The sequence below is a fragment of the Vibrio sp. 10N.222.48.A3 genome, from assembly GCF_041475345.1.
Taxonomy (GTDB): Bacteria; Pseudomonadota; Gammaproteobacteria; order Enterobacterales; family Vibrionaceae; genus Vibrio; species Vibrio tasmaniensis_A.
Map to the genome: position 1 here is coordinate 1 of NZ_JBFRVX010000324.1, position 3,248 is coordinate 3,248.

The 3,248-nt window shown below is 41.2% G+C and carries 2 protein-coding genes and 1 pseudogene; 2 read left to right on the top strand and 1 reads right to left on the bottom strand.

All coding sequences use genetic code 11. From position 1 onward, the window contains the following. Together AB4653_RS10325 and AB4653_RS10330 are read left to right on the top strand one after the other, a co-directional pair. A partial coding sequence (locus AB4653_RS10325; RefSeq protein ID WP_372104074.1) for a methyl-accepting chemotaxis protein occupies positions 1–1,381 on the top strand: 1,381 nt, incomplete at its 5' end. A gap of 851 nt (positions 1,382–2,232) precedes the next feature. Further along, on the top strand, positions 2,233–2,958 hold the full coding sequence (locus AB4653_RS10330; protein WP_017082728.1) for an oligogalacturonate-specific porin KdgM family protein: 726 nt from the start codon (positions 2,233–2,235) through the stop codon (positions 2,956–2,958). A gap of 133 nt (positions 2,959–3,091) precedes the next feature. Here AB4653_RS10330 and AB4653_RS10335 read toward each other — a convergent pair. After that, positions 3,092–3,248 (bottom strand): annotated as a pseudogene (locus AB4653_RS10335) (3'-5' exonuclease); the annotation flags it as partial.

Sequence of the window (3,248 nt, forward strand, 5' to 3'; positions counted from 1 at the left end):
GTTTCTGATCAGTCACGACAAAGCCCTCAAGCCTGAATTCGCCAAAGAGTATTCACACTTCCAACAGTTGATGAATAGCTTCTCTGTTTTACTTGAAGAGTCAGACATTGCTGTACCAGAGTTAGACAAACTGAATCGAGAAGTAAAACAATACGACAAAGATTTTTCCTTGATGGTAGACGCGATAGAACGCAACCCAGCAAAGGTCAGCGAACTGAAATCAGAAATGAAAATGCTGTTTGAAGATATCATCTCGATATTTACCGGCGTTGAAGGTCGTTTAGAACAACAGGTCGAATCGATTCAACAAACCATCACTACGTTTATTGTGAGTTCCGTAATCGCCGTCACTGGATTACTGATCGTACTGTCCTTTGGGATCTCATCGCGTGTCGCTAAGAAGATAGCCTCGTTAAACGCAACCATGTTGCACGTATCCCAACAACGTGACTTTACCGTTAAAGCGGAAGACAGCGGTTCAGATGAAATTGCGGATATTGCCAAGTCATTTAACACCGTATTAGAAGATATTCGTCAACTTGTTGGTCAAGTACAAGGGTCGATCCAAGAGCTCGGCAACATTTCGAACCAGTTGCAACACGACGGCATAAAAGTGGAAAGCGCTTTAAACAAGCAGCAACGACAAACAGAAAATATTGCGACCGCGATAAATCAAATGGGCAGCAATATCCAAAGTGTTGCGACCAATAGTGAAAATGCATCAGCAAATGCACAAACCAGCTTCTCCACGGCAAATGATGGCCTGAACGATGTGGCCTTCACCAGAGACACAATCAATACGCTTTCAACTGACTTAGTGAGTGCGAGTGAAGAAGTGAATCGCCTTTCTGTGCACTCAGAAAAGATCAATACCGTACTAGAAGTGATTAAAGACATTGCTGAACAAACCAACCTACTCGCTTTGAACGCCGCTATTGAAGCAGCGCGCGCTGGAGAGCAAGGTCGTGGTTTTGCGGTCGTCGCCGATGAAGTGAGAACCTTGGCTGGCAGAACACAGCTTTCAACCGAAGAGATCTCAACCATTATTCAAGGGGTTCAAGATCAAACCCAAATGGTGGTTAACACGATTCAAAATTGTTGTGAAAAAGGTAACAGCAGTGTCGACTCTTGTGAGAAGGCACATTCAAGAATCACATCGGTTATCGCAGACATGGAAACCATTCTAAATAACAGTTTAGAAGTCTCCAATGCTATGAAGGAGCAAAGTGAAGTGACGTCAGAGATCATCGAAAACGTAGATGCCATTAAACAGTTGACACTGACGAATGTAACGAGCGCTTCAAAAAACGCCGCTTCTGCAACTTCAGTAGTAGAACAAACAGACTCACTTGAACGCGCTGTCATCAACCTAAAAGCTTAGCTCTTAAGCCGCAGCTTACACGTTTTTGCTTATCAAACTATTCTCTACTCAAATTTCAGATAAAAAAACGCTCATGTTGCCTGTATCAACATGAGCGCAAGGGTAGATCTTCGACTACCGTCTCCTACCTTTCTAAACGAAAGCAGAAGTTATAATTAGAATAGTTGGGAGCAATAATCAAAATGCTTTCGCAAGCACTTCAACGATTTCTTCTTTGTCGCTAATAAGAACAACGGGTAACCATTCGAACCCTGTTCATTCCTATCAAGTTCATATCTATATAGCAGGCTATGTCACTGCCTTGCCTACTACATTTCAAACCTTCTCTGATTGAGCTTTAAATCACCTCAAGTAAATGCCTCATGTTCTTAAAGCGGTGGATTTAATCCATTTAGCTTCAAGACCGTTCTTACTTATTCGGCTTCACACTGTCAGTGCATGTAATCAACACAGCAAAGTTATGTGTTGCTACAGAAAGTTAGTAAATAATAATGTATTACAAATAAAAATGATATCTAAAGGTTCAATTTTTTGCTGTAGCGCACATTTATTGACGAACAAAACTCTTCAAAATCATCATCAACAGCCAAATAAACCACTAATAATCATCAACTTACCAGAGTAACTCAACTTTGTAACCCTTTGTAAATAGTGGTTTTGTCCCAACAACACGATCAAATTCACAGATTATACGCCTTCAAATCGTTAGCATATTTGTATTATTTAAATGCAAAACAAATTTGAAATAACCAAGAAATAATTTCAATAACAAAATGCATTGAAGACAAGAACTACTCTATTTGGCTTGTAATTATGGCCAATACTCAACCTATAAATATGGAATTAATACCATGAATAAAACTAAAATCGTGATTGCTGTGGCATCTGTACTCGCTGCTGGCTCTGTATCTGCGGCGTCTTTCGATATGAGACACGAATACAAGAGTCATACAGATCAACACGCTACTCGTGTAAAACTGGGCGATAGCATTGGCAACTTCCTTGTAGATATCGAAGCGAAATTCAAGGGAGAAGACGGTAAATTCATGGAAGATTTGAAGAATAACGGTTGGGAGCTTGGTCTAAATTACCGTCATGTACTAAACGATAACTGGACAATGACTTACGGTATGCCAATTGAAGGTCGCGAATCTGGTGTTACGTACAAACCTCAAGTTCGTGCAACATACAAAGTGGATAGCGTTGATGGCCTAAGCCTAAGTGCTCGTTACCGTTACGATATGAGACAAAATACTAGCACGACTGAGTACGAGCTCGACGGTAATGGTGACATTGTCGGTGTTGAGAAAAACATTGAAAACCAACGCCGCCACCGTCTAACGGCAAACGTTAACTACTCAATGGAAAACTGGCGCTTTGGTTTAGAGGGTAACTACTACAAAGCGGATGGATATGACATCTACGACAACGACGATACCAACTACGAGTTGAACGCAAGTATTCGCCACATGATGGGTCAATGGGCACCATATGTAGAGTTTGGTGATGTGAGTACTTCATCGACTAAAGCGACTCGTGAGCTACGTAGCCGTGTTGGTCTAACTTACAGCTTCTAATCGATAGCTATATAAATAATCTAAGATAATTACTGTCCTAATTTTCTAAGACCTAAAAAAAAGCCAGCTTAATCGCTGGCTTTTCTTCTTTCAAATCATTCAAATAAGAGCCGAGTACTTAACGCCCCTCACCCTAGTGACTGATCCGATAGAGAAATGCAACGGTCACTTCATCGTTAGGCACAACTCGCTTCTGCTGAGCTAAAAACAATTCCGCAGTTGATACTGCATCAGCAAGCGCATTATGATTGTTGTATTCAGGAAGCCCGTACCTTTCACGAGTGCCAGCT

What these genes read in the sequence shown, in the direction of transcription:
- AB4653_RS10330 (WP_017082728.1), top strand. Translation starts at nt 2,233, where the DNA reads ATGAATAAAACTAAAATCGTGATTGCTGTGGCATCTGTACTCGCTGCT.